16 protein-coding genes are annotated in these 25,938 nt (G+C 29.5%); 5 read left to right on the forward strand and 11 right to left on the reverse strand.

The genetic code is table 11. From position 1 onward, the window contains the following. Positions 1-274 precede the first annotated feature (274 nt). The 9 genes from EDL80_RS02845 to EDL80_RS02885 form a co-directional block, all read right to left on the reverse strand. Entirely contained in the window at positions 275-1,075 is an 801-nt protein-coding gene (locus tag EDL80_RS02845; protein ID WP_158406675.1) for a metal ABC transporter permease, read from the reverse strand. A gap of 6 nt (positions 1,076-1,081) precedes the next feature. Further along, positions 1,082-1,444, reverse strand: coding sequence for an Mth938-like domain-containing protein (locus EDL80_RS02850; RefSeq protein WP_158406676.1), 363 nt, complete (start codon positions 1,442-1,444; stop codon positions 1,082-1,084). Positions 1,445-1,872: 428 nt separating this feature from the next. Then, on the reverse strand, positions 1,873-2,739 hold the full coding sequence (tsf, locus tag EDL80_RS02855; protein ID WP_158406677.1) for a translation elongation factor Ts: 867 nt from the start codon (positions 2,737-2,739) through the stop codon (positions 1,873-1,875). After that, positions 2,729-3,589: a 30S ribosomal protein S2 gene (gene rpsB / locus EDL80_RS02860; RefSeq protein ID WP_158406678.1), complete on the reverse strand. Its 861-nt coding sequence runs from the start codon at positions 3,587-3,589 to the stop codon at positions 2,729-2,731. Before rpsB ends, tsf begins: the two co-directional genes overlap by 11 nt. Before the next feature lie 1,361 nt (positions 3,590-4,950). Beyond that, positions 4,951-5,529, reverse strand: a complete 579-nt coding sequence (locus EDL80_RS02865) for a Maf family nucleotide pyrophosphatase (protein ID WP_158406679.1) — start codon at positions 5,527-5,529, stop codon at positions 4,951-4,953. Beyond that, the gene (gene infA, locus EDL80_RS02870; protein WP_158406680.1) at positions 5,522-5,770 is read right to left on the reverse strand and encodes a translation initiation factor IF-1; all 249 of its coding nucleotides are present in this window, start codon (positions 5,768-5,770) and stop codon (positions 5,522-5,524) included. Before infA ends, EDL80_RS02865 begins: the two co-directional genes overlap by 8 nt. A 231-nt stretch (positions 5,771-6,001) precedes the next feature. Then, complete coding sequence (locus EDL80_RS02875; protein WP_158406681.1) at positions 6,002-7,087, reverse strand: efflux RND transporter periplasmic adaptor subunit; 1,086 nt, start codon at positions 7,085-7,087, stop codon at positions 6,002-6,004. Positions 7,088-7,113: 26 nt separating this feature from the next. Next, a complete protein-coding gene (gene lpdA / locus EDL80_RS02880) occupies positions 7,114-8,511 on the reverse strand; it encodes a dihydrolipoyl dehydrogenase (RefSeq protein WP_158406682.1) in 1,398 nt (465 codons plus the stop codon). 7 nt (positions 8,512-8,518) lie between these two features. After that, positions 8,519-9,637 (reverse strand): PQQ-binding-like beta-propeller repeat protein, encoded by a 1,119-nt coding sequence (locus EDL80_RS02885; protein ID WP_230957600.1) that lies wholly within the window; start codon positions 9,635-9,637, stop codon positions 8,519-8,521. A 740-nt stretch (positions 9,638-10,377) separates the two neighbouring features. Between EDL80_RS02885 and gpmI the strand changes: the two genes are divergently transcribed. Then, a complete protein-coding gene (gene gpmI, locus EDL80_RS02890) occupies positions 10,378-11,886 on the forward strand; it encodes a 2,3-bisphosphoglycerate-independent phosphoglycerate mutase (RefSeq protein ID WP_158406684.1) in 1,509 nt (502 codons plus the stop codon). A gap of 814 nt (positions 11,887-12,700) precedes the next feature. On the opposite strand, the gene der is transcribed toward gpmI, so the two are convergent. Next, on the reverse strand, positions 12,701-14,020 hold the full coding sequence (gene der, locus EDL80_RS02895) for a ribosome biogenesis GTPase Der (protein ID WP_158406685.1): 1,320 nt from the start codon (positions 14,018-14,020) through the stop codon (positions 12,701-12,703). A gap of 577 nt (positions 14,021-14,597) precedes the next feature. Here der and carA point away from each other — a divergent pair. From carA to EDL80_RS02915, 4 genes are all read left to right on the forward strand, one after another. Next, the gene (gene carA, locus EDL80_RS02900; protein ID WP_158406686.1) at positions 14,598-15,722 is read left to right on the forward strand and encodes a glutamine-hydrolyzing carbamoyl-phosphate synthase small subunit; all 1,125 of its coding nucleotides are present in this window, start codon (positions 14,598-14,600) and stop codon (positions 15,720-15,722) included. Positions 15,723-16,160: 438 nt separating this feature from the next. Continuing rightward, positions 16,161-17,147: a 4-hydroxy-3-methylbut-2-enyl diphosphate reductase gene (ispH, locus tag EDL80_RS02905; RefSeq protein WP_158406687.1), complete on the forward strand. Its 987-nt coding sequence runs from the start codon at positions 16,161-16,163 to the stop codon at positions 17,145-17,147. 694 nt (positions 17,148-17,841) lie between these two features. Continuing rightward, positions 17,842-18,300, forward strand: a complete 459-nt coding sequence (gene dut, locus EDL80_RS02910; protein WP_196492749.1) for a dUTP diphosphatase — start codon at positions 17,842-17,844, stop codon at positions 18,298-18,300. Positions 18,301-19,549: 1,249 nt separating this feature from the next. Beyond that, entirely contained in the window at positions 19,550-20,149 is a 600-nt protein-coding gene (locus EDL80_RS02915; RefSeq protein ID WP_158406689.1) for a DUF2460 domain-containing protein, read from the forward strand. 65 nt (positions 20,150-20,214) lie between these two features. On the opposite strand, the gene EDL80_RS02920 is transcribed toward EDL80_RS02915, so the two are convergent. Beyond that, on the reverse strand, positions 20,215-25,923 hold the full coding sequence (locus tag EDL80_RS02920; RefSeq protein WP_158406690.1) for a type IV secretion system protein: 5,709 nt from the start codon (positions 25,921-25,923) through the stop codon (positions 20,215-20,217). Positions 25,924-25,938: the final 15 nt, after the last annotated feature.

Below are 25,938 nucleotides of genomic sequence, written 5' to 3' on the forward strand. Positions count from 1 at the left end.
AAGTAACTTAAGTAATACTTTAACTATATACTATAAAAAAAATAATATATTTATATAACACAAATCTATACTTATGGACAATATACTTGATAATCAAGCAACTATAGAGTGTAATATTAGTGATCTGATCTCATCTTAATAACACTTTAAGACTTAATTAAGTAAATCTATGATTAATATACTGACTTAAATTACTAAATATTTTCATAAAAATTAAAAAAATTTTATCATTTAGATTAAGAATTAAACACCTACTTTAAACGTCAACACAATATTAATTCACTAATTTACTAACAGAATACATGCACAACAGAAATATAAACGATACCATAATCACTACAGGGCCAGGAAATATATCAAACTTTTCAGATAACAACAGCCCAATTATACCAGACAACACAGAAATAACTGTAGAGATAACTATCATTTGTAACGGTGTCTTTGATATAAACCTTGCAGATGCAGCAGGAATGACTAAAAACGCAGTAATTAATAATACCCCTACTAATTGAGCCGCAAAAGCAATAAAAATAGACAATATTACTAAAAATTCTAACCTTATTAGCCCCATATTCAAGCCCTCAGATGCTGATAAATCATTGCTGATTGACATAATCAACCAATATTTCCACCTATACACAATCAGCACAATGATTATTAATGCTACAAAAGCCATAATTACTAAATCTTTATTTGCTAACATAAGCATATCTCCAAATAGAGAATGTATAATGTTATTGTTTGCAGATGGAAAAAAAGATAACAATATCATTCCTAAAGACATAGTAACATTCGTAACAATACTTAATACTGTATCTATGGAGTGAACCCTACTAATACTATAAGACAACAGAAGTGCAAAAATTACAGAAATACACAAAATACCAGTAAATATACTAATATTTAATAATATAGATAAAGCAACCCCTAAAAGAGATGCATGAGAAATACTATCCCCCAAATACGAAAGATTCTTCCATATCATAAATGAACCAAGTAAGCCTGTAACCAAACTCACAATCAGTATGGCAATCATACCATTAATAAAATAATACTCATTAATAATCTCAAACATAACAACTTATAATGACATCAAAGCTGCACAAATATTTCTACCTTCATATAATAAAACATTATAGGTACGACAAACTGCTCCAGTAGACATATGCTCAAGATTAAAACCTAGTTCCAAAAAATTACTCTTTATCTCATTAGGTACAAATATATGATCTTTACCAGTACCAACCAAAACAATTTCTATAGTCTCATCCAAAAATTCAACTATATTACTTAAATTAGAAACACTAAGATTCAAATAAGGAATAATTCTATTTGGAAAAATAATATGAGATCCTAAATAGACATTATCATTTACAAGAAACTTACCCTTACCATACCCAGTAATGACATTTTGATTATGGCAAACAATTGGTGTAATATCCATTTTCTTTTCTACTTACAATATTAGAAAGCATACAACCATACTTTACTTTATAAAACACAGTAATTACTAACTCAGCAATTATTTACTTAACAAGCAGTAAGCTAATACTTAAAGTATTTACTGAATAAACGCTATTACTATACTAACTTAAGTACATTACACATACAAAAAAACACTTAACATATACTTACTAAACTTACAGTAACATAAAATCTACAATCAAAAGATGCTAACACCTTATATATATATACCATATAGGACAAGCCTTATTTATTATCTCAACACTATAAAGTATAACAAATACAAGCTTACTTCAACTAAAAAAGCAATTACTTACATATTACACAGAATATAAAGAGTAAATTACAAAAAAACAGGAATCCCTAATATACAATAACTCATACATAAGACCTGTTCATTACATAAAACTACTTATTAATAATAAACAGTCTATAATCTACTAGATTAATACTAGAACCTAATTCTTGTTCTTTCTTTTTTATTAAATCAGAAATTGTAAGCTGATTATCCATAACAAATACCTGATTCATTAATACTACTTCCTGATAAAACTTAGTCATCCTACCATCTATTATCTTTTCTAAAACTGATGCTGGTTTATTTAATTGCTCAACTTGTTTTTTAACAATATCACGTTCTTTATCTATAATTTCTTTATCTAACACATCTAAAGATAACGCTTCTGGCTTTGTTGCAACAATATGCATAGCAATCTGTTTTGCAAATACTCTTAATTTCTCAATATCACAAGTAGATTCTAAAGCAACTATCGCACCTATCTTACCCAAATTATCAACCACAGGATTATGAATATATCCACATACTACACCATTATTGACAGACAAGTAACCTATCCTATGTAAATAAATATTTTCACCTATTATTGCGATATTACTCATGATCTCATCATGAATATTAACACTATTAGCATATTCACATTTAAGAAAATCTTCTATACTTTCAACACCATACTGATTAGCTAAAGAAACTAAATTTAAAACTAATTTTTGAAATTTCTCATTTCGTGCCACAAAATCAGTTTCTGAATTCACCTCCAAAATAGCACCTTTATTTCCATCTATACAAATAGCTACTAAACCATCTGATACATCTTTAGTAGACTTTTTATAAGCTTTGGCAATACCTTGCTCTCTTAAATAATTCCTTGCCTTATCTATATCACCATTACAAGAAACCAACGCATCTTTACAATCTCCAACACCAGCACCAGTAAGATCCCTCAACTCTTTTATTGCATTAATATCAACTTTCATTATTACTTCCCCCTATAAGACTACTTTCTTTAGTACCTTCATCAGCATTAACAGTACTACTTTTATTACTCTTATGATCTTTATTTATTTTCAAAAAATCTTCTCTCTTTTCTATAGAAAAATCTTTAATACCATCAACATTAATACCAGACTTAGCTAAGTCAGAACGTATTGCTTCTAATATGGTATCTGATACAACCTTACAGAAGAAATCAATTGAACGTACAGCATCATCATTTCCAGGTATAGGATAATCTATACCAGTAGGATCGGAGTTCGTATCTAAGACTGCTATTACAGGAATATTTAATTTATTTGCTTCCTTAATAGCAATACGTTCTTTATTTGTATCAATTACAAAAATTACATGAGGTAATCCCCCCATATTACAAATACCACCTATAGATCTATCAAGTTTTGCACGTTTTTTCTCAAAAAGTAATAATTCTTTTTTTGTAAATTGGTTATCTACATTTTGTAATAACTTTTCATATTCTCTTAGCTTTTTTATTGACAAAGAAATAGTTTCCCAGTTTGTCAACATACCTCCTAACCATCTATTATTTATATAGTACTGTCCACAACGTATTGCTTCATCAGCAATAATGGCAGAAGCTTGAACTTTAGTTCCAATAAATAATACCCTACCTCTTTTAAGAACTATATCATACAAAGCGCTCAATGCACTCTTAAGTAAAGATACTGTACTTTGTAAATTAATAATATGAATATCGTTATGTACTCCATATATATAAGGAGCCATTTTTGGATTCCATCTACTTGCCTTATGACCAAAGTGAACACCAGATTCCACTAAATCCCGCATTGTAAATTTTGGCAAATCAACCATACTATTCTCCTAATTTCATAATAGTTACTCCTCCATGAAATAACCTGCTGAATACTACAGGACCATTATGCTATATCATGTGTGAAATATCACTTAAAAAACCACCTTATAATTAAACAATTACAAAACCAGCACGGACACCATACAATAAGGTTATTTTTCAAATGCGCTCAATATTAGCAATTGCTTAAAGTATTAGCAAGAAATTTATCATTAATTATTATTACGAAAATTACATTTATAAATAAACACACAATACAACTAATATAGTAGATAATATTACAAGGTTACCAATTTACTCAATGTATTAAATAATAACCTAATAGGCTCAATAGCTAGTACATAAAATACCATGCACTTTTTTACATTATTTCATGTAACTAAGTACTAAAAAATATATAATAAGTTACTGCATTATAATTATTCATATACTTTATGATAAAATAAACATAAACTATAAATAAACACATCTACTAACATAAACAACTAAAATACATCATGTTAATTGCACACCTAGAATACAACCACTTTACATCACTGATATACCAATACTATTAATAACAGAACATATCATTGATACATAAGCATATTATCAACTTGAGAATGTATTTTACTACTCTATCAAATAATACAGCTATTATCCTATATAGAAATTATTAAAATTAATGTAGCAATTCTACCACAATAAATCTATAAATCAGCTTTACAATTACACTGGATAACTAATAGCATTATCTAAACAAACCAGAAAAATTATAACCCATTTACTAGCAATAAAATATTGGATAAATTCAGACACTTAAAGCTTTTTATACAGCTATTTAAATAGTACTAGCACACTGAACACTTCTAAAAATATAAAGAGCAATGTAATCTGATATGCTCAATTACATAAACTAAAATAATCTATATTTAACTTATGATTAATCATATTTATCTCAATAATTACTCAAATATTCTTTCAAACAAGCTAAAAATTTATCAAAATACATATTTTAATAATTTAACAATTAACATAAATAAGATAGGCAAGAGTAAGAAAGACTATTAAAAATAACGCATCCATGATTAACTAATAATACCAAAATGACAGTATTTTCTAACTCTGATAATCTAACTAGATAATAATAAAAGGTGATATTAACACTAATTACTATAAAATGGTGTGCTTCTATATAATAAATAATCAAATTCTTAATTCTCAGATTCCTTATATATCTTGTTTAAATAGCACTATCCCAAGTAACAATTGATACGACTGTTGTTTGTATATACATCATAGTATTGCATTACTAAAATTATATACCCGTAAATTAATCTTAAAACACACTAAATGTTTTATAACATACTAATTGTACATACTATATCGGAAAATACTGACTAAGAATAGAATAAGTCTCATACAATGGAAGTCCTATTACAGAAGAATATGACCCATTAATTGACACTACAAATTTACCAGCATTACCTTGTATATTACATCCTCCAGCTTTTCCTTTCCATTCCTCAGATGCAACATAAGAATCTATTTCACCTACCGACAAACGTTTAATTTTAACTACTGTCATTACACTTCTACAATGTAATTTTTTACTAGGAGTATATAAATAAACAGATGTATAAACCCTATGTCTACGTCCCGATATTAATTCTAAACATTCACGTGCTTGATCTTTTGTTTCTGCTTTTGGCAATATTCTCCTACCACAACACACAACAGTATCTGCACTTAATACAAATTTTTCAGGACATAAAATACTTACATGCATAACTTTTTCTTTAGCTATACGCATAGAATAGATTTTAGGCAACTCCTTTTTTAACGGACTTTCATCTACATTTGGACACATTACTTCTCCTGGAAGAATGCAAAGCTGCTTTAATAAACATAACCTTTGTTTTGATGAAGAAGCTAATACTAAATTATCAAGCTTAAGCATCTGTAATCTTTAATCTTCTAATAATTCTGCCCTTACCTACACTACCTTTACTAAGACCATAAGTACTAACTTCAACTAGTACCCTATCATGCATTAAAATACGTATCTTACTCTTTCGTATTTTACCTGAAGCATGAGCTATTATCTCACAATTATCATTAAGCTTTACCATAAAAGTTGCATCACGTAATAGCTTAACTACAATACCTTCAGCTTCAATTATACCTTCTTTTGTTGCCACTATATTTAATCTAAAAATAAACCTGATACAGTGTAGGGTATGAAGCATTAACCTGCAACATAATTTTTTTAATATCAATCTAATATTAAGTAATGTTAAAAAATGACATAATACTCTAAATACTCTGAGTTTAATCACTTTCTGGATTCAATAATTTTGACGAATATATAATCAACTTTTTTAATATTGCACTAAGTAAAACTTTTATAGTATGTTATTTTATTTGAATAATCATGATACACGTTTAATAGAAGCATTATCTGTAACATACTCATGACCTAAAGTAATTAAATTTACTGTTTTAGGAATATTACTAACCCAAACATCACCATTGTATTCAGTGTCAATAACTTCAACTGGTATAAATTTTACTTTATCATTAACAATAACTTTTATACCTAAATCCCCATTATTTTGCAAACCTAAAGCAGAAGCAGAAATTTTATGAGCTTGGTATTTCCCTATAGGAACCTTTACAGAATACATAGCACCTTGATTTAAAATTTTAGTATCATTATTATCCCATAACATCTCTACTCGGTAAGTTCTTGTATTACGATTTATTACCTTACTAATAAAAACAATAGGAACTTTTATTACTTTACCTTCTGCAATAGAAACATTGCAAATATCACCTACTTTTAATTTTTCTACATATTTTTCTGGAACATAAGTAATTATCTTTATTTTTGCAAAATCAACCACCTGAACAATAGGTAACCCTGCACTATGAGATACTAAACTACCAACCTGTACATTAATTTTATCTATAAACCCTGAAAATGGAGTTTTTATATCAGTATTATCTAAATTAATTTCCGCTTTTTTTGCATCAGCTCTTGCCGATTCCAAAGCAGCAAATGACAAAGCATCATTTATTTCAGACCTATACCCAGACTCATTCAAAGATTGAGAAGCTTTATACTCAAGCTCTCTTTGCCTTAATAAAGCTTGAGCTTGTTTAAGTTGTTCTAATTTTTCATACTTTTCTACTCTTATTAGAATATCACCTTTTTGTACATAATCACCATCCTTAACCAATACATCTAGTACCCTACCATCAACTTCTGGCATAATATTGACAGAACGAAAAGCTTCTATTTCACCCATTAAAGGCAAATATACTATTTTCTCTTGAGCATGAGACTCTACTACTTTAACATTAGTCAAATTATCATTAGAAGTATTTACTGCAGTATCATTTTGAGGATGATTATCTTTCTTTAATCCTCCAATAACCATCCAAATAATGGCTAACAATAATATTAAAATTGCTATTTTATGCTGCAGTTTTAAATTTAAAAGTTTCTGTAACATAAAACATACCTCATTAAAACATTAGTTTATTTTAAATACGCTGCTTCACATGCATCCCTAAACGCTTCATTGACATCTGGATGTGAATGAGAAATACGGAATACATCTTCTGATGAAGCACGGTAAGCCATAGCAACAGCAGCTTCGTTAATCATAGTATCAGCATATGTACCAATTATATGTACACCTAAAATTGCATTATTTTCTTTAGAAGTAAGGACTTTTACAAATCCTTCTCCATTATTTGTAATTTTTGATCTACTATTTGCAGAAAAATTAGATTTGCCAACATTATATGCATAATTAATATTCTTTAAACTTTCTTCTGTCTTACCAATAGATGCAACAGCAGGATGCGTATATATAACAGATGGAATAATATCATAATCTACATGTGGAATATGTCCAGAAATTAATTCTGCAACAGCAATTCCTTCCTCTTCAGCCTTATGAGCAAGCATAGCTCCACCAATTACGTCACCAATAGCAAAAATTCCTGGTACATTAGTTTCATATCTATTGTTAACTTTAATAAAACCTCTAGAATCACATTCTATACAATTTTGATCAGTTAAACCATCAGTATATGGAATACGACCAATAGATATAAGAACCTTATCTGCTTCTATTACTTCAGATTTTCCATCCTTTACAGACTCAAGATGTATAGTTAAATTACCTGATTTTTTATCTATAGAAGTAACTTTCGTTGATAATTTAAAATTAATCCCCTGTTTTTTTAAACTAGCAAGCAATGCTTTACTGATATCACCGTCCATACTAGGAGCAATTTTATCAAAAAATTCAATAACTGTAACCTCCGAACCAAACCTACTCCATACAGAAGACATTTCTAACCCTATAGCCCCAGCACCAATAACTACCAATTTTTTAGGTGCACTTTTAAAAGATAAAGCTGCAGTAGAAGATACAACATCTTCTTCATTAATATCAATACCAGGAAAGCTTGCAACTTCAGACCCAGTAGCAATAACAACATATCTACTAGCTATCTCTTGCTCACCATTACTTCCAGTTATTGTAATACCAAAGTTATTAGGACTTAAAGACTTTATCCTACCAATACCACACAATCTATCAATTTTATTACTAGAAAACAAATAATCAATTCCACGCCCCAGTTCAGCAATATTCTTATTCTTAAAGGACATAATCTTATCTAAACTAAAACTTAAGTCACTACAAGTTATTCCAACTTCACTCAGATTATTTTTGACATGATAATACTCATGAGAAAAATGTAACAAAGCTTTTGAAGGAATACATCCAACTCTTAAACAAGTACCTCCTAAAATTTCATTTTTATCTATACATGCAACCTTCAAACCAAGTTGAGCACCCCTGATTGCACATTTATATCCTCCAGGCCCACCACCAATTACTACCATATCATAATTTTGCATACAACCCCTATATCCTTTGATCAAAAACAACCACTTTATCTTTACTGGTTATAATGTACATTGAAGAATTAACAAACACTGGCACATAATAAGATGATGGTAATACATAATTTACTGACTTTAAAGTCCCAGATTTAGCATCTACTAATATAACACAACCATTACTTCCTATTACCAAAACACTATTATTAACTACAGTAGGAATACTCCACCATTGAGCTTTTGACTTTTTACACTGTAGTAAATCATACTGCCATAAAAACTCTCCTGTATTAATATCCAGTGAAGCAAGCTTATCATCAATAACAGCAATTACATAGTTTTCTTCAATTCCAGATATTCCTTGAACATTTAATTTTTTTGACCACTTCCTTTTACCAGATTCAATATCAATGTCCAGTATATTACGATACTTATCTACAACAACAACATTTTGCTTAGTTGCACTCAAAAAAACTCCATAAGTAAAACCAATGTTACTGTCTAAGCTATCAGATACACTACTTTCCCACATTTTTAATCCATTAACAGAATTAAACGCAACAACCTTGCCATTAGAAAAAGACAAAACAACAATATCTCCAGACGATGCTGCAGAAAAAGAATCATAGCTTTTTACTTCAGGTATTGATTCTTGACTACTCCATAACAAAGAACCATCAATTAAATTAAAAGAATATAAGTAATTATCTACTGTAACAATTATCAACCTATCATGCACAATAATAGGAGAACCTGCTATTACACTTATTAAGGACTTTTCCCATTTTATTTGTCCAGTTTCAGCATCAATCCCATAAACATTATCATCTACTGCACAGATTATTACATTCTGAGCATATACTACACCTGCCCTATACAATTTTTCATTTTTTGGTAGACTTAATTTCCAGTAATACTGTTCCAAATTCTGCTTATTTACAGAATATAAAATATTATCTTTACCTAAAAATATAATTCTATCACCTAAAATAACAGGTATTACCTTGTTTTGCATTTTTAAAGAAAGAGTATGCATTTTTCCTATATTAAAATCACTACCAATACTCTTAATATCACTAAAATCAGTACTAACCTCCTGAATTGTCTTACTTGGCTTTTGAACTGCCTTATCTGCTAATGCCATTGTTGAATAACAAAATATAAAAAAAAGTAAGAATACAATCTTGGAGTTTATCATGTGTATATCATAAAATGTTATATTACTAAACTAACTATATTACTTATACAAAGAAATCAACTACTTTTACATTTAGTAAGTTAATAATCCATCAAGATACTCCAAATAACTATTAAAACTAAAACGATGAATCATGCTAACAATAAAATACAACTAGATTAACGGTACTACATATTCAGTACCATTATACCTAGTCTTAGGTAGCTTAAATACCACTGGAAAAACAGCATGCTTATAGCACTTATCAATAAGCAAACAATTTTAATTTAACCCCATACCATATATATCTTTTAATTAACCATAACTAATGAAATAGTATCTTAGGTAAAATTACTTAATAAAAATTACAGTTATATACTAACAATAACTTTTAATAACTAAAGTATATTTTTGGCAAATGTAAAACTCAATATTCTTCAAATTTTACATGCAATAATTCATAGTGTCCTTATATTTTACATATGATTTAATAATAAAAATATATGATAAGTAATGTTATTCCATAGTAACAACTTAACAATAGTCTTTCCAAGCAAAGTTGAATACTTTACTAAATTTTAAATACAATACTACTTTAAAAATTCATATTCATTCTTGTACTAAACATTAAAAACTGGAAAAATATCTCTACTATGTACTAATGAATATGATATACTGTTGCTTATAGTCCAAGTTCTATCAGAAATATGACTAATCATTCTGTAATCTTGTGTATATTAGATGGGTGGGGTAATAACACAAGTCAACAATTTAATGCTATTGCACAAGCAAACACACCATGTTGGAACAGTATTATTTCACAATATCCACAAAGTAATCTAGTTACCCATGGACCAGATGTAGGCTTACCAGATGGACAAATAGGTAACTCAGAAGTAGGACACATTAGCCTAGGTAGTGGTAGAATTATTCTGCAAGATCTATGTAGAATTAACAAAGAAATAAAAAATATAAGAAAAAATATTTATCTATTAGAATTCATAGAAAAAGTAAAGAGAAATAGTGGTATATGCCATATAGCTGGTCTACTATCTGATGGAGGGATACATTCTTCTCAATCACATATGTTAGAAATCATTAATGCATTATCTTATCTAAAAATACAAGTAGTTATTCACATATTCCTAGATGGTCGTGATACCCCACCAGTATCAGCACTAAAATACATAAAGATTTTATGTAGCTATATTAAAGATCTTAATAATGTTAGTATTGCAACGATTAGTGGAAGATATTATTCAATGGACCGTGATAATAGATTAGATCGTACAACAAAAGCATACAATTGCATAGCATTTGGACATGGTAAACGTTATGAAGATCCTACATCAGCAGTTCAGGATAACTACAATGCTGGTATTACAGATGAATTCATTACACCTTGTGTAATTGGTAATTACAAGGGAATGAACCCACAAGATGGATTTATCATGACAAACTTCAGAAGTGACAGGGTTATACAAATTCTAAAGATGATTACAGAAGATAATCAAAACGACCATAATATCACTCTACAAAACACAATAGGAATGATAAAATACTCCGACAAGCTTGATATTCCTTGTCTATTTCCCAGTAATAAAATAAGTAACACACTTGGAGAAATAGTATCTAATCAACAACTACATCAATTAAGAATAGCAGAAACAGAAAAGTATGCACATGTCACTTTCTTTTTTAATGGTGGTAGAGAAGAATTATTTGAAAATGAAGAAAGGATTATAATACCTTCCCCCCTTGTAGCAACATATGATTTAATACCAGAAATGTCTGCGTATAAGATTACTGACACACTTATCGAAAAAATAAATTTACAAAAATATTCTTTAATTATTATCAATTATGCAAACGCAGATATGGTAGGCCATACCGGAAATATAGAAGCAACAAAAAAAGCTGTAGCAACTATTGATCAATGCCTGAACAAAATATTAGATTGTATACATAATACCAATTATGTACTGGTTATTACTGCTGATCATGGAAATGCAGAAGAAATGTTTGATACAAAAAATAATATGCCTTATACAGCACATACTTTAAATCCTGTACCGTTTATAGTGTGTAATTATCATCAAAAGATTCGTCTAAAAAACGGAAGACTATGTGACGTAGCACCAACAATTCTTGAAATTCTCAACATAAAACAACCAGAGGAAATGACTGGTATTTCATTAATCGAAAAAGATAGTTGAAAAGAAACAACATACATTATAACATTCATTGAACAATGAATTATCATATATTGCTTGGTAAAAACACACTTAAAATCTACAGTAATTTCACATAAACACCAAGCTACATCTAATATTACAGGTACACATAATATTTTGAAAAACTAATCCACAACATAAAACAAGTTAATTCCTATACGATAAATTATTATGAAATTTTAATAACCTATAATGTTAAACAACGTATATATACTACTTAAGATCACTAAATGTAAATTACACCGTTATTGGAATTACTTACATCCTTGTCATAATTTCATGAGAAGTAACATATCATTCAAATATATAAAAACCTTTTAAATATAAAATACCAGGCACTATTTTTAATCCCCATATATATATATATATATAACCATAGATGACATATCATCTGTATTTAAGAAGATAAAAAATTACTCAAACAACACACCACCCTAGCACATACACTCGAAAAACATACTTTTGCTAAATTTTAATTTAGTCGTTAGCTATCAGCATATCTATTAACTCTCAATAGATATAGTTAATTTAATTTTAAAATACAAAAGATTATAATACTTAAATAATACAAACCTTTCACAATCACAGACTAAAAAATAAAGCAAATAATCTTCTATAAAGATTTTTCAAACCATATATTACTACCAATCTGTACAAAAATCACTACCCTTTAACATTTGTTACAAACAAATAGATAATTTTATAAACTTATATCTCCTAATTACAGTAATAGAGTGATATATTTTCATCATACACAACTTGTAGAATTACTAATTGCTTTTTGAAATTAGCCAAACTAATGGCCAACATTATATGGGTTCTTATTTTTCCTAAAATTCAATCTAATCGGAATTCCATCAATAGAACAATATTTCCTCAAACTATTCATTAAATACTGCTGATATGTTAAATCAATATCATAGTGACCATTAGTAACTATCGCAAAAGTTGGAGGCTTAACTTTAATTTGTGTAATATATTTAAATTTAACTGTTTTACCATTAACCAAAGGTGGTTTATGATGATCCACAGCAGATTTTAACCATTTATTTAATATAGGGGTTGTAATCCGCATTGTTAAATTTTTGTATAACTCTATACTCCTTTCAATAATTCTATTACAGTTAATATTTTGAAGAGCAGAAATTTCTATAATTGGAACATCAAAACTTAATTTATTATAGCTACGGATACTCTTTAATAATTCAGATCTATGTTCTCGCGAAATTATATCCCACTTATTCAATGCAATGATAATAGCTTTACCTTTCTGTACAACAAGCTCAGCAATCGATAAGTCCTGTTGTTCTATTCCACAGACAGAATCTATCATCAAAATTACTATATCTGATCTGCTAATTGACTCTATACTTTTACTCACAGAAGTTACTTCTATATTTTCAGTAACTTTTGCTTTTTTGCGCATACCAGCAGTATCAATCAACATAAACAGTTGATCTTTATATTTATATTCTATGTCAATAGAATCACGAGTTGTTCCAGGTTCATCGCTAACAATTACTCTATTTTCACCAATTAACCTATTAACAAAAGTCGACTTGCCTGCATTCGGTCTACCTACAATAGATATTTTAATATAAGAAGATTTAGAATTTTCCATATTATCCTCTACAGTCAATGGAACTAAAGCATCATATAGATCAACCATACCTAAATTATGCTCTGCAGAAATATAAACTGGACCTATAAACTTAAAATATTCTAAATAATCTACATTGAAACACCTTTTCTTACTTTCACACTTATTTGCAACCAAAATTATAGGTTTCTTAGTATTTTTTCTTAAATACTTCGCAAAGTCTACATTTCTAATATCCTCTCCAATTCTTGCATCAACAACAAAAAGTATCACATCACATGTTTCTATAGCTAACTTTACTTGATCCAATACTAAAACAGACAGTTTTATTTGACTATCCACACCACCTGTGTCAATAACTTTAAATTTTAAACCACATAAATCAGCATTTCCTTCTCTTCTATCTCTAGTTAAGTTAGGTATATCACTAACAATAGCACTCTTTTTATTTATTAACCTATTAAAAATAGTAGATTTACCGACATTAGGTAGTCCAACTATAGCTACTTTTAACATAAAAAAATTTCATATTCTTTTGTTCATGATTATACAACATATAACCTATTTTCTCACACGTTAAATTCAAAGGATATAAATCAACATATTGATTTCGATTATCAACCAGACAAAACGCATTATAAACAGTAACGATTTTCTTATTTAATAACACCACTAAAAACAACAAGTTTGTTGACATTAGATAACTTAACTAAGTTACCTATTTAAGATTTTTATTACACATCACTATGAATATATTCACTTATAAAACTAAATTTACAAACTAACACTTTTATATTATTAGTTATATAAACACATTTACATAAATTAAATAGTAATTTTCTTGCTTATCAATCTACCAAAATAAACGCTTCCCAATATTAGGTAATATAACTAACAATAACTACTTTTATTAGTAATAAAAAAACTCATACATCATCACATAAAATTCATCAAGTGATATATAATATACAGCAATCCATTACTTATAATAACCAACTACAAAAATGCTATTTACAAAACAATAATTTTATATAGTTAAATTACAAATAATCTGTTATATAATCCTCACAATTGATTAATTCTTACATAAATAATGTTTCAAGTAACAAAACATTTTAACTCCATTTTAATGCTATCTGATGGGAAATATTTTTTTGGAAAATCTATAGGAAATAAATCCAATGCGATAGGAGAAGTATGTTTTGTCACATCAATGACAGGATATCAACATACTATAACAGATCCATCATTTGCTGGACAAATAATTACTTTCACTTTTCCACACATTGGAAATATTGGAATAAATAAACAAGATTCTGAAAACAATAAGGTACTAGCACATGGAATTGTAATCAGAACAATATCAAAAGACTCTCACTCAAGCTCTTATTCAAACTTAGAAGCTTGGATGATCGAAAATGACATAACAGGAATATCTGAAATTGATACTAGAGCATTAACGCGCCATTTACGAAATCATGGCTCACAAAATGGAATTATACATTTTTTTCATGACATTAATTTACTAAACTTAAAAGATTTACAAAACACAGCATCTCAATATAACTATACAGCTCATTGTCAGTCTATCTCAAAATCTTTTACAAACAACTATAACAAAAAATTTGACCACAAAACTATATATAACATAGCAGTTGTTAATTTTGGAGTAAAGTCTAGTATACTAGACACTTTATCCAATATAGGATGCAAAGTACACATAGTATCTGGTGCTGAAGTCAACTTAACAGATAAAATATTATCATTAAAACCAGATGGAATAGTATTCTCAAATGGCCCAGGAGATCCCTCTGCAATCCCTGAATACACTATACAGGAAATTAGAAATATAGTAGAACTAAAAATACCAACACTAGGAATCTGTCTAGGACATCAATTAATTGCATTAGCACTAGGAGCAAAAATTAAAAAAATGTTATTTGGACATAGAGGAAGTAATCATCCAGTATACAACAGAATTCTCAACAATATAGAAATTACCAGCCAAAATCATGGATTTACTATCAATGAAAATTCACTACCTAAAAACGTCAAAATAACACATACATCTTTATTCGACAATACAATTGAAGGTATACAGGTAGAAAATTACCCTATCATTTCAGTTCAATATCACCCTGAAGCTAGTCCAGGACCCAATGATACAAAATACATATTTGAAAATTTTGTTAACTTAATGCAGAAAACACATAACTAAATTTTCTACAGATCAATATTTTACAAGATTATATGAATACTAACTCTTAACTATAAGATTTAAACTTACCATGCAATTCAACATTTACATAATCTATGAAAAAGTTTCAAATCTAATGGTCAAGATATACCATCAAAGAGCTTCACTAACTTAACATAGACAAAACTCACAAACCTCTTTAAATCAACATTTTATAGCAGGATTTAACCATATTAAATATACGTACATAAAAACAAGTCAACTAATTTAAGAAGTACTACTCATATCAGATTAATTTAATAACAAAAATACCATAAACAATTTAAGCATAATAAAAACATTCTTACCTTTAAAATATATCAATACAACAATTATATAATACCTTACGACAAATACAAATTGACACACTATCTATAGTACAATAACATCAATACTGTTCTGCATTAGTTGATACAGGTTATGTATAATGCAATGTGTATAAATTCCCAAGAAGAAGTAGAGGTCATTCTAGCAAAACCAAGAGGATTTTGCGCTGGAGTTTCTAGGGCTATAGAAATAGTAGAACTTGCAATAGAATATTATAAAAATATCAAAACAATATATGTATTACATGAAATTGTACATAATAAACACATAGTAGATACCTTCAAGAATATGGGAGTAATTTTCATAGATACAGTAGACCAAGCTAAAGATGGGTCAGTGTTAATATATAGTGCACATGGAGTATCAAAACACATAGAACAACTTGCAAAATTAAGAAACCTGGAAGTTATAAATGCAACATGCCCACTAGTTAACAAGGTACATAAAGAAGTTCAGTCATATGACAAATTAGGATATCAGGTCATCTTAATAGGTCATAAAGGACACAGAGAAGTAGAAGGAACTATAGGACAGGTAAATTCACCCGTATTCATAGTACAAAACTTAAACGACATAGAAAACATAGAAATAACTGATCCAAATAAACTTGCATATGTTACTCAAACAACTTTAAGTGTAGATGATACAAAAACAATAATTGATAAGCTAAAGCAAAAATTTCCAAATATAAAAGGTCCAGATTTAAAAGATATATGTTATGCCACTCAAAATAGACAAACTGCTGTTAAACGTCTATCAGAAATAGTAGATATAATGTTTGTGTTAGGCAGCAAAAACAGTTCAAATTCAAACCGTCTTAAGGAATTAGCTGCACTACAAGCTCACGCATTCTTAATAGATTCCTATAAAGAAATCGATTTAAATATTCTAAAAAATGTAAAGAAAATCGGTATAACAGCAGGAGCATCAGCTCCAGATATACTAGTACAACAAGTTATAGATTTTCTAAAACAACATATGAATATTAAATTATTACATTTAGAGACCGTACAGGAAAACATAGCATTTAATATACCTAAACAACTAAGACAATATAAAGAACAACATAATATTGCATAGGGAATACTATATAAATATCAGATACTTTTTTTATTTATCAAGTTATATTATGAACAAACAATTTATTAAATCATAATTTACAATAAAATTATTTAATCAAGTAACATCTAGAATACTAATAATAATATAAGGTTTTCATACAAAAAGCCAAGCCACTTATGTACTCTTACTTAAATATTTAAATGTCACTTACATAATATATTACAGAACCTTATCTTTTAAGTCTTACAAGAAAATAGTAGTTGTATAGAAATAACGACATTATACAACCTAGGTCCATTATGCAACTTAACATTCACACAATTCTTAAAAAACTTAAAATTTAATGATTAAAATATACTATTGAAGAGCTTGACTAACTTAACATAGACAAAACTCACAAACCTCTTTAAACCAACATTTTATAGCAGGATTTAACCAATATTAAATATACGTACATAAAAACAAGTCAACTAATTTAAGAAGTACCACTCATATCAGATTAATTATAATAACAAAAATACCATAAACAATTTAAGCATAATAAAAACACTGTTCATCAACACTACTTACATAATTGATTAAGACAGTTAAACAGATGTCATATACAATGGATTAGATAATAGTCATTCTATTAACAATTTACAGTAATAGATAACCTTATTGACTAACACAAAAAATTAATTAAGATTATGGAAAAAACATGGAGTAACATATTAGTAATAATATATCTGTCAAGATCATTAAACTAGGTAATGATGATCTTCCTTTACCATTTTATGCAACAGAGCAAAGTTCTGGTATGGATCTATGCTCAGCAGTTACATCAAGTGTAATATTAGAACCAGGATCTAGAAGTTGTATTAAAACTGGTATTGCAATTTCCGTACCAAACGGGTACGAAGCTCAAATTAGACCAAGATCTGGATTAGCTTTAAAGTTTGGCATCACTGTACTTAATACTCCAGGCACTATAGATGCAGATTATCGTGGAGAAATAATGGTAATTTTGATTAACCTAGGAAATGAGTCATATACCATTAATTATGGAGATAGAATAGCACAAATGGTAATAGCACCAATAACTCGTATATCGTGGAATCTTGTTAAAGATTTTGATACTACTGATATTACAGAACGTGGTACTCATGGTTTTGGATCAACCGGCATATAAAATACATTAATCATAGTGTAGAATTGGTACAAATTTATACATTTAGAATATTATTTATTAATAACAAAACTTGTGGTATATAATTACTGCCTTATTTCTTATCTAATTATCATATGTATTTATAAGTAAACATACACAATCAAGAGTGTTATTGTTAGAAAACTAGTTTTATGTGACCTTGCAAAGTGTTGATTTAGTAAAGGGTTTGCAAGTTTTGTCTATGTTAAGTTAGTCAAGCTCTTCAATAGTATATTTTAATCATTAAATTTTAAGTTTTTTGAGAATTGTGTGAATGTTGAATTGTATAGTGGATCTGCATGTTATTGTTAGAAAACTAGTTTTATTTAATCTTGCAAAATGTTGATTTAGTAAAGGGATTGCAAGTTTTGTCTATGTTAAGTTAGTCAAGCTCTTTGATGGTATATCTTGACCATTAGATTTGAGACTTTTTCATAGATTATGCAAATGTTGAATTGTATAGTGGATCTGCATGTTATTGTTAGAAAACTAGTTTTATGTGACCTTGCAAAATGTTGATTTAGTAAAGGGATTGCAAGTTTTGTCTATGTTAAGTTAGTGAAGCTCTTTGATGGTATATTTTAACCATTAGATTTGAGACTTTTTCATAGATTATGTGAATGTTGAATTGTATAGTCGATCTTAGTATACATAAGTTTTTTAACCAATATAAAACATTACATAGCATGTATAAACCCATAATAACTACAATATAATACATACTTAATTCCCTATAATCTTATTATATCTAGTATACAAAGATTCTATTTGTGAAACTATATTTAACAAATAGCCTTTCTAAATATATAAGTTTTCTTCTCATAATAAGACTACATAGTAGATATATCTAAAATTCAGATATTCATAAAATCAATAACAAACAAAACCCAAATTAGTAAAAACTAGAAAATATAATATTTGTTATATTTTAATTAATTGATAGATAAAAATATAAAATGTGTCACTCTTCTTAGACACAATATATTATATTTTCTTGCTAAATTTTATAATTATACACAATCACAAGGTACAGTATTTTTATACTAAACTATCAAGTTCATACTTTTTAATAAACTCTTACCCCACTTTTCCCAGCACTATAGAATGTAAACCTATAGTTATCATTATATGATTACATAATATCACAGCTTATGTATATAATAGTACATACCATACGTAATCAACAATACTTTAATAACATTGAATAACAAATACATTCTAAGGTAGCACTATGACATTTTATGAAACAAGATTTCCAGAAGATATTTCTTATGGATCAACTGGAGGACCAGAATTTGTAACAAACATTATAGAAACAAACAATGGAAACGAGTATCGAAAAATCAACATATCATACCCACGAAACAAGTATAATATTATGTATAGTGTAAAATCAGGAGAAGAATTACTGAAACTAATCAATTTTTTTTATATTCATAAAGGCAAGGCTATTGGTTTTCGGTTTAAAGACTGGGCAGATTATAAAGCAACAAAACAAAAAATAGGAATAGGAAATAATTATAAAACAACTTTTCAACTAGTTAAAACATATCAAGTCGGGCAATTTTCATATGCACGTACAATAAGAAAACCAGTAATCAACACAGTAAAAATCTATTACAATGATTCTATTAAAAACAATGGATTTTCCATTAACTATTCCAATGGACAAATAGAATTTGATGTTCCACCAAATAATGGAATAGAAATATATGCAGACTATGAATTTGATGTCCCTGTAAGATTCGATTTAGATTATTTATCATATTCTATAGATAATTATAAACAGTATAATTGTAATAATATTACACTAATAGAAATAAAAACTTAAAAATACCTCATACAACTTACTTATATAAATGCAATAATAGAACACATAAATGTCAAAAAATATGGCTATTGATCATCTAAAATAGATTTTATTGTACTTTCTAATTTTTCTATATCTTTATCCAGCTTTATTATTTCAGCAGGATCATTAGTTGTAGACTTTTTAAGTTTTAAAGAGTCTAATAATTGTTCAAGATTTCTTACCATAGACTCAATCTCTTCTTTTGAGTGCTTCTTTTTACCACGTTTCTTAGAATCGCTGTCTTCAAAAAATTTATCAAGAGAATTTGATATTTCTGTTGATATCTGTTTTGCATATCCACTAACCATAGTTTTAATACCAGACATCATTTTTGGTAAAGATGTTTTCTTTGTTTTAGTAGATTTTGAAGCATCTTTTTTCTCAGTAGTCTTACCTTTAGATTCTGCTTTCTTAGTCTCACTACTCTCTTTAGTTGTAGCATGTTTTCCATGATCTATCACATTTCCTTTTCCTTCAGTATTTAATGGCTGAGCAGTATTAGCAAATAGTACATTTTGACGTACTACTTGTTTCTGCAAATTCAATGCATTAATATCATCAGATGCTTGGTGTACCGCAGCAATTCCTTCACCACTAGATACAGGTGTTACACCAGTAGTAATGTCAGAGCCATCTGTACCTTCTTCATCTACTACTAACTGTTGCTCAGACATATCTTCAGTATTATCAACTTTTTCTTCACTTTCTTCTGTTGACTCTACATCAGACTCTTGTTTTTTCTCTTCTATTGTATCATCAGATTCTGTTTCTTCTACTTCCATACCATCACTAGCCTTTTGATCTTCTTCATTAGCCACTATACTTTGATCAGAAGTATCATCTGTTTCCTCTGCTGTAGACTCTTCTACATCACCACCACTATCTGCTTCAGATTCTTTTACTTTACTATCTAGATCTACCACATCTGGTTCTTGAGCAGCACCTTCATCCTTCTCATCAAAATGTACATCATCATCAGAAGCCACATTACTACTTTCCTCTGCTGTAGACTCTTCTACATCACCACCACTATCTGCTTCAGATTCTTTTACTTTACTATCTAGATCTACCACATCTGGTTCTTGAGCAGCACCTTCATCCTTCTCATCAAAATGTACATCATCATCAGAAGCCACATTACTACTTTCCTCTGCTGTAGACTCTTCTACATCACCACTACCATCTGCTTCAGATTCTTTTACTTTACTATCTAAATCTACCACATCTGGTTCTTGAGCAGCACCTTCATCCTTCTCATCAAAATGTACATCATCATCAGAAGCCACATTATCACTTTCTTCTGTTGTAGGATCTTTTACATCACTATTACTAGAAGAAATACCCACACTTCCTACTACAACATTAGGTAACTCTGATTCAAGGGAAGCTAAATCTAAAATCTCTTCATTAGCATGATAAGGATTTGCTTGTAACACATCATCTAATTGCTCACGGTCATCTTCTGAATCAGATAAAGTTTTTTGCTCTTCACTAGGTTGCATATCAGATTCTGTCCCAGAAGCATCAGATGTATTTCCTTCTTCACCAGAACTGCTAATATCTGACTTACTTTGATCAACTACTTCATCAACCTTATCTTGATCATCCACTGATGATTCATATGATACATTATCTTTTACACCAGAAACCCCATCATCAGTAACTTGCATATCAATACTAGGTTCCGTACTACTTGATGTAGATGATTCCAGACTTGTATCAAGAACACTATCAACATCCTGATTCTCAACAATATCTGCTGATTCTCTCATCTCATCACTAACATGAGCTTGCACTTCACCTTGTATTTCGAGATCAGTTTCATTAGATAATAGTTCTCCAGAATCTGACCCTAAGACTTCTAATTCCATTCCTTCTGCTTGTGGCACAGCTTCTCCTTGTGAAAACACATCTGCAGAAGCAACTTCACCTAATCCATCTTGAGAAGATCCTATATCAAGCATATCTGACCGTGTACTACTAAGCTCTGCACCTTCTCCACTTGCCTGTACTTCACTTTGCACATCAGGACCAGTTTCACTAGAAAACTGCTCTCCAGAACCTGCTCTTAAAACTTCTAATTCCACTCCTTCTGCTTGTGGCACAGCTTCTCCTTGTGAAGAAACATTTGCAGAAGAAACTTCACCCAATCCATCTTGAGAAGATCCTACATCACGTCTATCCAAACCTGTAGAATCACTGGATTCTGAAAATCCTGTATCTGAACTAGAAGACAATGTATCTGATACTTGCTCTACATTACCCAATCTAGAAATATCATTAACATTTAATTTATAATCAGCATCCGATAGAGTAGTAGGATGTTCCACTGATTGATAAGAACTAGCATATTCTCCTGTTACTTTATCAAAATTACTACCTAAATGCTCTTTTAAAGCACTGTCTAACCTATCAATATCATAATTAATATTCCTCAATGCAGCTTCATCCTGAGTATTGCTAGACATCAATTTAAGCTGTTCTCTTGCTTCAAGAGCATCTCCCAAATTACCCTGATTTACACATACATTACCAGAATCATCTAATAAAGAGCTTTGTCCTCCCAAGTCCACTGGAGACAAAGAACTACTACTATCTAGTATATTTCTAACATCACTATCAAGAGCATGAGGAACACCTTTCATATTCCCAGCATCATTATCGATAGGATTAGGACCACCAGTTACACTTCCAACATCAGTCACAGCAGGAGAATAATCACGAGGATCTACAGATCTATTAAGAGAGCCAGCACTGCCTATTACATCTTTAACATCACTATCAAGAGTATGAGGAACACTACTTCCACCAACATCAGTTTTAGAAGGAGAATGAGAGTCACCTTCTTTCATATTTTTAGCATCACTTTTAGCAAAAGGATTAGAATCATCTTCTTTCTTGTTAGGAAGATAAGGACTAGGCTTATGCTGTTGAGGACCTAACATATGAGCCTTTAAACTATCCAGTGCTGCTTTACGATCCTGGATCATATTATGAATTAGTCCACCACTTCTATTGCCTAACATTTTGCCAGCAGCATATCCACCTAAATATTTCATTGCACTCAATGGAGAGAATCCTAAATGAGCCCCTATGAAAGCACGAGCGTAATTTAACTGCTTAAAGCTTGAACTATATCTCCTATCATATTCACCATATGAAGATGTTAATCCACCAGTAACTTTACCAGTAAACTTAACAGCATGTCCTAAAACAGGTACTTTCTCCAACATATTTAAAGGTCTACGTACTGTTTCTGTAATATAATTACCAACTAATAACTTATATGAGTCCAATCCTCCATCTATTGCTCTAAATACCTTACCTATAACAGGAATGCTTGAAAAAGTCTTTAGGAATCCTTCCTCATACATACTCGCAATAGTTTGCGACATCATACTACCGCCAGCCAAAGACACAGCCACACTTTGGACAAAAGCACGCATTTGCCATATCAATAATGCAGCAAGAAATAAAGAGCCAACCTCTGACCATAAAATTAAATCTCCAGCCCATATTCCTTTAATTAAAGTATAATCATACTGCTCATTCAATTTTTCCTGGCTAGTAGGAGTAATAGCTTCACCACCTATAATATCAGTAATTACACTGTTAATTATTTGTGATTTAAAACTTTGATCACCATATTTATCCAATGCATCTTTATTAGCACTTTTATCGGTATTAATCCTACTATCTATAATATTTAAAACCTTATTTTTACTCTCAAGGGTTATTGCATTACTTTTTTGTAAGCTTTCCAATTCGGTCTTAATCTCATTAACCAACCTAGCAACTACATATTTCTTATCAGTGGTTAGCAACGCATTAACAAGATTCGATAATTCCTTGAATTTACTATCTTTTGCAACGTTAACACCATGTGGATTACTATCACTTTCAGTATCCGGATCAAGGAATGGATAGTCTATATATCTAAAATCCTTATATTTACGATCAGGAGGAACATCTATATACCCACCTCCACTAGTAAACTTATACCTTGCATTACCAAACATCTTAATATCATCAGTATCATCACCCGACGATTTCTTATCGCTAACGTTAAAATCTGAACTAATACCAATCACTTTTGGATCATACGTCTGACCTGGAGTCCACCCAAATAAACTACTATTTATTAGACATCCAACTTTACCAAATATACAAATTTTTACCTTCATCCATTCATTATAACATACCGTAAACCCAAAGATTCGGTAATAATAATTCATAATAAGCGTCCCAAACAACGAAATCAAAGTAAATACTAATATCGCTTGCAATGAGAAACTTATACATTGTGTTAACCACCCATCAAATAAACTCTTAAATTGAGAAAATAAAATACCTAATAATAATATTGGCATTAACCCCACTAAAAATGTAATACCAACAAATGCCGTCAGATATATAACGAATCCATATATGCACAACGCAATATAAATAAGCACTGCAATCACAATAACCAATACAGCAAATATTGAAGAAAAATTAGCAACAATTAATGCTCTAATTTTTATTTTCCAAATAACTGGGGAAAAAATCTTATCGCGGATCATTATATCCATAAAAGAAAATGGTGCTTGAGGATTATAATCACCTGTGTAACTATTAATCATAGCAATAATCTGATCCGTACCATGAACAAATAAACGCAATAAATGGTTATAAAAGAAATCCCAACTATTAGGAGAAATCAATAACAACATTAAAGCCATCTTTAATAATCTGACAATAACATCAGCAAATGGAGTACGTACAATACCTAAAATATAAGCTAGTGAACCAAATATTAAAAATAAAGTTAATAAACTAAAAACAAAATTTTTAAATACTGGATTTTTCACTATATTTTTAAAAAGATCTTCTCCTGCCTTATCTAACCTTCCTCTAACTTCCTTTCTCACCCATTCAAATGCAGAAAACTCTTGCTCTGATTTTATACCATCAAGAAAAGTAACCGTGTATCCACCAACATTATCGTAATAATTTCTATCTAAAATTTTGATATATATCTTCCATCCTGGTTCTAATTTTACATCTTTACAAGAAGAATCCTTAATTTTTCTATTGTTAGAAGAAATACCATGAGTACCTGCTAACTCTAATGGTGTATATCCTATATGCAGAACAGGAGAAGTTGGATATCTCATATTAGTAACTGTTTCATTCGGCTCAGGATCTTCTGGTCTTTTAAATAAAAGATACGCCCCATATCCATTCCTAAACCAACAAGGTGGACCATATGCCCCTTTTTCTAAATCATCTTGAACTCCAGAAATCATTTCACATGACACTTTACATTGAGTTGTACCATTAGAAAATGTCTTGTCTATTTTTTTATAAGGACCACAAACTCTGTTAACATCCAATATAGCATTATAACGATCTACATCATCATCTCCATAATCTGTAGTATTTTTTTGAACACTAGTTACATTAGGATTACTCTTTGTCCATGAAGTCCACATTCCTTCAGCTCTTAGTACAATTGGATGACCATTTGTTACATATCCAGTATATTTCCATCGTACTACTTGATTGTTTTCAACAGAATTTCCTAAAACCTTATCGTCAGATATAAAATGCTCAGAACTAGGATCAAAATATGCAGACACAGAAGTTGTTCTACCTTCAGTAAATACATCAGCTGGTATACATCTAGGCACTGGATGTTGATTTGACTCACACGCAGTCACTAACAGAAGTAACAATAATTTTATAAAATGATCTTTAATAAAATTATACATATAACCACATTCTAT

Origin of the sequence: Ehrlichia ruminantium (assembly GCF_009728835.1) — a bacterium.
GTDB lineage: Bacteria > Pseudomonadota > Alphaproteobacteria > Rickettsiales > Anaplasmataceae > Ehrlichia > Ehrlichia ruminantium_B.

What these genes read in the sequence shown, in the direction of transcription:
- EDL80_RS02845 (WP_158406675.1), bottom strand. Translation starts at nt 1,075, where the DNA reads ATGTTTGAGATTATTAATGAGTATTATTTTATTAATGGTATGATTGCC.
- EDL80_RS02850 (WP_158406676.1), bottom strand. Translation starts at nt 1,444, where the DNA reads ATGGATATTACACCAATTGTTTGCCATAATCAAAATGTCATTACTGGG.
- tsf (WP_158406677.1), bottom strand. Translation starts at nt 2,739, where the DNA reads ATGAAAGTTGATATTAATGCAATAAAAGAGTTGAGGGATCTTACTGGT.
- rpsB (WP_158406678.1), bottom strand. Translation starts at nt 3,589, where the DNA reads ATGGTTGATTTGCCAAAATTTACAATGCGGGATTTAGTGGAATCTGGT.
- EDL80_RS02865 (WP_158406679.1), bottom strand. Translation starts at nt 5,529, where the DNA reads ATGCTTAAGCTTGATAATTTAGTATTAGCTTCTTCATCAAAACAAAGG.
- EDL80_RS02875 (WP_158406681.1), bottom strand. Translation starts at nt 7,087, where the DNA reads ATGTTACAGAAACTTTTAAATTTAAAACTGCAGCATAAAATAGCAATT.
- lpdA (WP_158406682.1), bottom strand. Translation starts at nt 8,511, where the DNA reads ATGCAAAATTATGATATGGTAGTAATTGGTGGTGGGCCTGGAGGATAT.
- EDL80_RS02885 (WP_230957600.1), bottom strand. Translation starts at nt 9,637, where the DNA reads ATGGCATTAGCAGATAAGGCAGTTCAAAAGCCAAGTAAGACAATTCAG.
- gpmI (WP_158406684.1), top strand. Translation starts at nt 10,378, where the DNA reads ATGACTAATCATTCTGTAATCTTGTGTATATTAGATGGGTGGGGTAAT.
- der (WP_158406685.1), bottom strand. Translation starts at nt 14,020, where the DNA reads ATGTTAAAAGTAGCTATAGTTGGACTACCTAATGTCGGTAAATCTACT.
- carA (WP_158406686.1), top strand. Translation starts at nt 14,598, where the DNA reads ATGTTTCAAGTAACAAAACATTTTAACTCCATTTTAATGCTATCTGAT.
- ispH (WP_158406687.1), top strand. Translation starts at nt 16,161, where the DNA reads ATGTATAATGCAATGTGTATAAATTCCCAAGAAGAAGTAGAGGTCATT.
- EDL80_RS02915 (WP_158406689.1), top strand. Translation starts at nt 19,550, where the DNA reads ATGACATTTTATGAAACAAGATTTCCAGAAGATATTTCTTATGGATCA.
- EDL80_RS02920 (WP_158406690.1), bottom strand. Translation starts at nt 25,923, where the DNA reads ATGTATAATTTTATTAAAGATCATTTTATAAAATTATTGTTACTTCTG.